Annotated in this window: 5 protein-coding genes; 4 read left to right on the forward strand and 1 reads right to left on the reverse strand. The window is 75.2% G+C overall.

The window, feature by feature from the left end:
- Together H5J29_RS20595 and H5J29_RS20600 are read left to right on the forward strand one after the other, a co-directional pair.
- On the forward strand, positions 1-633 hold a 633-nt coding region (locus tag H5J29_RS20595), incomplete at its 5' end, for a DUF4166 domain-containing protein (RefSeq protein WP_181782687.1).
- Positions 626-1,237, forward strand: a complete 612-nt coding sequence (locus H5J29_RS20600) for a TetR/AcrR family transcriptional regulator (protein ID WP_181782688.1) — start codon at positions 626-628, stop codon at positions 1,235-1,237. The genes H5J29_RS20595 and H5J29_RS20600, both read left to right, overlap by 8 nt.
- A gap of 5 nt (positions 1,238-1,242) precedes the next feature.
- On the opposite strand, the gene H5J29_RS20605 is transcribed toward H5J29_RS20600, so the two are convergent.
- A complete protein-coding gene (locus H5J29_RS20605; RefSeq protein ID WP_181782689.1) occupies positions 1,243-2,040 on the reverse strand; it encodes an RNA polymerase sigma factor SigF in 798 nt (265 codons plus the stop codon).
- Positions 2,041-2,225: 185 nt separating this feature from the next.
- On the opposite strand from H5J29_RS20605, the gene H5J29_RS20610 reads away from it, so the two are divergent.
- Both H5J29_RS20610 and H5J29_RS20615 read left to right on the forward strand, forming a co-directional pair.
- Positions 2,226-4,544, forward strand: coding sequence for a HelD family protein (locus tag H5J29_RS20610; protein WP_512700129.1), 2,319 nt, complete (start codon positions 2,226-2,228; stop codon positions 4,542-4,544).
- The coding region (locus tag H5J29_RS20615; RefSeq protein WP_181782690.1) for an amidohydrolase family protein at positions 4,544-4,994 on the forward strand (451 nt) is incomplete at its 3' end. The genes H5J29_RS20610 and H5J29_RS20615, both read left to right, overlap by 1 nt.

The following is a 4,994-nucleotide window of genomic DNA, read 5'->3' on the forward strand; positions in this document are numbered from 1 at the left end:
ACCCTCGGCCGCGACTTCGGCAGGCTGCACCCCGAGCTCCGCCGCCGCTTCGGGATCGGGTCCACCGGCGAGCGGGCCTGCATCGGCACCGGCACGATGGACGAGGTGTGGCGCGGCCGCGGCGTCGCCCCCTTCCTGCACCTCGGGGCCACCCGCAACCTGCTCTTCCCGGAGACGGGACGGGAGGTGCCGTTCACGATCGAGAACTACGCCTACCGGGACGATCTCGGCCGCGAGACCGTCACGTTCCTGCGCACGTTCGTCGTCGCGCCCGGCCGCAGGCGCCGCTTCGACGCGACGATGGTCCACCAGGCGGGCAGGCTGGTCGACTTCCTCGGCACCCACCAGCACGTCGCGGCCGACCTGCACCTCACCGTCGAGGAGGGGGCGCTGGTGATCAGGACCGGGGCGTTCCGGATCCGCGGCCGCCGTCTCCCGCACGCGCTGGCGGCGGACGCGACCGTGCGCGAGTCGTTCGACGACACTGCGGGCTGCTTCCGCATCGCCGTCCGCGTGACGAACCCGCTGGTCGGGCCGGTGTTCGGCTACTCGGGCCGCTTCACGGCCCGGTATCCGGAGCTCGCCGCCGTGCCCGCGGTGGCCCGTCCCTACCGGGAGGAGCTGCGTGTCTGACCGGGCCGCGGCCACCAGGGGGAAGCTGATCGACGCCACGATCGCGACCCTGCGCGAGCACGGTATCGCCGGGGTGTCCGCCCGCACGATCGCCGCGGCGGGCGGGGTGAACCAGGCCCTGGTCTTCTACCACTTCAGCTCGGTCGACACGCTGGTCGGCGAGGCCTGCCTGGCGACCACCCGCCGTCGGGTGGAGTCCTTCGGGCCGCGCCTCGACGCCGTGGGCGGGTTCGCGGAGCTCGTCGAGGTCGCCGGGGAGATCAGCGCGGAGGAGCGGGACACGGGCAACGTGCGGGTCCTCGCCCAGGCCCTCGCCGGCGCCCAGACCAACCCGGCCCTCGCCGAGGCGGCGGGCGCGGCCCTGCGGCTGTGGACCGACCGGGTGGAGGTGACCGTGCGGCGGATCCTGCCCGGCTCCGTGCTCGCGGACCTGTTCGACGCCCGCGAGCTCGCCGAGCTGGTCTCCGCCGCCTTCGTCGGGATCGAGCTCACCGGCGCGACGGGGACGGCACCGGGGCTCACCCGGATCGCCGAGCTGGCCGCGGTCCTCGACGGGCTCGGGCCGGTGGCGCGCAGGGCGGTCCGGTCGGCGTTGCGCCGCTAGCGCCGTCAGTCCTCGGCCATCCGCTCGCGGAGCTGCGCGAGGGTGCGGCTGAGCAGCCGGCTCACGTGCATCTGGGAGATGCCGATCTGGTCCGCGATCTGCGTCTGGGTCTTGTTGCCGAAGAACCGGAGCACCAGGATCTGCCGCTCGCGGGGGGCCAGCTCGTCGAGCAGGGGCGCGAGGGTCTGGCGGTACTCGACCTTGTCCAGCTCCACGTCCGCCTCGCCGAGGGTGTCCGAGAGCGGGGAGTCGGCCCCGGCCACCAGCTCGTCGAGCGAGGGGCCGCGGTAGGCCTGCTGCGCGTCGAGGCCCTCGACGACCTCCTCGGTGGGCATCCCGAGCCGCTGTGCGATCTCCGACGGCTTGGGGGCCCGCCCCAGCTCCTGCGACAGCGGCCCGATCGCCCCGTTGATCGCGGACTGCATCTCCTTGAGCCGCCGCGGCACCCGCATGGCCCAGGTGCGGTCCCGGAAGTGCCTGCGGACCTCGCCGGTGATCGTGGGGACGGCGTAGGAGAGGAAGTCCACGCCGCGGTCCGGCTGGAAGCGGTCGACGGCGTTGATCAGGCCGACCGTGCCCGCCTGCTCGAGATCGTCGACGGGCTCGCCGCGGTTCGCGAACCGGCGGGCGATGTGCTGGACGACCGGCAGGTGCCCGGTGACCAGCTCGGCACGCAGCGCGTCCCGCTCGGGGTGGTCGTCGGGGAGCGCGACGAGCTTGTCGAACAGCGGGGCGAGATGCGCGTACTCGGCCGAGCCCCGGTCGGCGGCCGGGGCGGTCTCGGCGGACCGGGGGTCAGCCACGTCGGGGCGGCTGGCTGGGTGAGGACGGCACGGGAGGATCTACCCGGGGGCGCCGGCCCGGAAACCCGCCGGCGGCGCTGGTAGGTTGGTCAGCCGCGCCGCAGCACGACGCCGGCCCAGCGCAGGGACCGTCGATCGCGGTCGTGAGCAGGTCGACCCCTTCCCGCCCCAGAGGATCCGAGCACGTGCCGACCCCGGACACCGAGACGCCGCTCGAGCACGAGCGTGCGTACGTCGCGATGCTCTACGAACGGCTGGACGAGCGCCGTCGGGAGGTCGCCCGGCGCCTCCAGGAGGTGCTGCACTCCGAGACCGTCGGCACCCCGCAGGCGCTGACCGAGCGGGACGCCGCAGCCGCGATGTACACCGACCGCCTCGCCGCCCTCCGGGCCGCCGAGCACGGGCTGGCGTTCGGCAGGCTGGACGCCCTGCCGCTCGCCGACGGCACGCCGGGCGAGGTCCGGTACGTCGGCAGGCTCGGCCTGCTCGACGAGGAGAACGAGTACGAGCCCCTGCTCATGGACTGGCGGGCCCCCGCGGCCCAGCCCTTCTACACCGCCACCGCCGCGAACCCCGAGGGCATGCGGCGGCGCAGGCACCTGCGCACCCGCGGCCGGAACGTCGTCGCGGTGGACGACGAGGTGCTCGACCTCACCGACGCCGCCGCGGCGGGCTCGGGCTCCGGTCTGACCAGCGAGGCCGCGCTCATGTCCGCGGTGAGCGAGGCCCGCACCGGCCGGATGGGCGACATCGTCGCCACGATCCAGGCCGAGCAGGACCGGATCATCCGGTCCAAGCCGTCGGGCGTGCTGGTCGTGCAGGGCGGGCCGGGCACGGGCAAGACGGCGGTGGCGCTGCACCGGGCGGCCTACCTGCTCTACACGCACCGCGACCGGCTGGCCCGGCGCGGCGTGCTCGTGGTCGGGCCCAACCCCACGTTCCTGCGCTACATCGGCCAGGTGCTCCCGTCCCTCGGCGAGACGTCGGTCGTGCTCGCCACGCCCGCCGAGCTCTACCCGGGCCTGCACGCCCGCCGCACCGAGGACGTCCGCACCGCGGAGGTGAAGGGCCGCACCGACATGGCGGCCGTGATCGCCGCGGCCGTCCGGGACCGCCAACAGCTGCCCCGCCGTCCGATCGAGCTGGTCGTGGAGCAACAGCCCGCCCGTATCGACCGGGACCTGGCCAACCAGGCCCGCTCGCGCGCCCGGCGCTCGCGCAAGCCGCACAACGAGGCCAAGCGGATCTTCCGCCGGGAGGCGCTGCAGCTGCTCGCCCAGCAGGTCGCGCGCACGCTCGGCGGCCGCAACCTGCTCGGCAGGCTGGACGTGGAGGACATCCGCGAGGAGCTGGCGGAGGACGCCGCGGTCAACCGCGAGCTCGACGCGCTGTGGCCCACCCTCACCCCCGAGCGGCTGCTCACGGAGCTGTTCGCGGACCGGCGCAGGCTGAACTCGATCGCCCGCCGGATCCCGGCCGAGGACCGCGCGCTGCTGGAGCGCCGCGCACCCGGCCCGGACGTGCCCGCGGACCTGCGCTGGACCCCCGCGGACGTCCCGCTGCTCGACGAGGCCGCGGAGCTGCTGGGAGACGACGGGTCCGCCGCCCGCGCCGCCGAGCAGGCCGCGATCCGCGCCGAGATCGAGTACGCCGAGGGCGTGCTCGACGTGCTGGACCTCGAGGAGGAGCTGGACCCGGAACTGTTGCGCGCCACGGACGTCGTGGACGCGGACCGGCTCGCGGAGCGCATGCAGGTGCGCACCTACGAGTCCACCGCCGACCGGGCCGCCGCGGACCGCGAGTGGACCTACGGGCACGTGATCGTGGACGAGGCGCAGGAGCTGTCCGCGATGGCGTGGCGGCTGGTCATGCGGCGCGTGCCGAGCCGGTCGATGACGGTCGTCGGTGACGTCGCGCAGACGGGGGACATCGCGGGTGCGAGCGCCTGGTCGGACGTGCTGTCGCCGTTCGTGCAGAACCGCTGGCGGCTCGAGCAGCTCACCGTGAACTACCGGACGCCGGCCGAGATCGCCGACGTGGCGGACGACGTCCTCGCCGCCATCGACCCCGGCCTCACCCCGCCCGGCTCGGTCCGCAGCACCGGCGTGCCGCCGCGCGCCCTCGCCGTCGCGCCGGGGTCCCTGAATGGTGCCGACGGTGTGCTCGCCGACATCGTCGCCGAGGACCGGGCCGCGGTGGGGGAGGGCCGCACCGCGGTGCTCGTGCCGTCCGCGCGGGTCGCCGCCATCCGGTCGGGTGTGCTGGGGGAGGCGGCGGGAGAGGACCCGGAGGACCTCGAGGCGCCGGTCGTCGTGCTGCCGGTGGGGGCGTCGAAGGGCCTGGAGTTCGACGCCGTCGTGCTCGTCGAGCCCGCCGAGGTGCTGGCCGAGAGCCCGCGGGGCCTGAACGACCTCTACGTGGCCCTCACCCGCGCCACCCAGCGCCTCACCGTGGTCCACGCCGCGGACCTGCCCGCTCCCCTCAAGCGGCTGACCCGGCCCTGATGCTGACGGTCCGCGGCGCCGAGCTGCTCTGGACGGGCACCGCGGAGATCCCGGGCGGGACGCTGTCCTGCGACGCGGACGGGCTCGTGTCCGCGCCGGTCCGGGGCGCGTCCGGTGTGGGCGGGTCGGACGAGGTGGGCGGGTCGGACGAGGTGGGCGGGTCGGACGAGGTGGACGAGGTGCTCGACGCCACCGGCTGCGTGGTCACCCCCGGCCTGGTCAACGCCCACCACCATCTCCTGCAGAGCGCCTTCCGCACCCTGCCCGGCACCCGCGGCGTGCCCATGCGGGAGTGGTTGCCGCGCATGGCCGCGGCGTACGGGGCCGTCGGGATCGATCCCGGGGCGGCGCACGCCGCGGCGTCGGTGGGTCTCGCGGAGGCCCTGCTCTGCGGGGTGACCACGGTCGCCGACCACCAGCTCACCTGGCCGCCCGGGGACGGGCTCGCCA

Origin of the sequence: Pseudonocardia pini (assembly GCF_013870575.1) — a bacterium.
Taxonomy (GTDB): Bacteria; Actinomycetota; Actinomycetes; order Mycobacteriales; family Pseudonocardiaceae; genus Pseudonocardia; species Pseudonocardia pini.